The sequence below is a fragment of the Photobacterium sp. R1 genome, assembly GCF_054600795.1.
Genome location: NZ_BAAHZP010000930.1, coordinates 1 through 239, shown reverse-complemented (window position 1 = coordinate 239; position 239 = coordinate 1). Strand labels below are relative to the sequence as shown.

1 protein-coding gene is annotated in these 239 nt (G+C 50.6%); it reads right to left on the bottom strand.

What is annotated here, in order from left to right:
* Window positions 1–239 (bottom strand): hypothetical protein (locus ACYP03_RS27800; protein ID WP_459782912.1); only part of this gene is annotated, 239 nt, incomplete at both ends.

Below are 239 nucleotides of genomic sequence, written 5' to 3'. Positions count from 1 at the left end.
GTCTGCCAGCATTGTGCAGGAGCCCACTGAGCCCCACTGCCCGGATCCCTGCAGACGCTCGACGTTTGCTTTTGCACCGATATACGGCGAGGTCACTTTAATGGTTGGCAGGTTAAACGTTGATTTAAACTGGAACTTATACGGGACAGATGTATTACCAGAGCCATCCACTGTCACAATCGTGATGGTTTGTGCATAGTCTTCACTGACTCGGGTAAAGTCAGCACCGAAGATTTCCC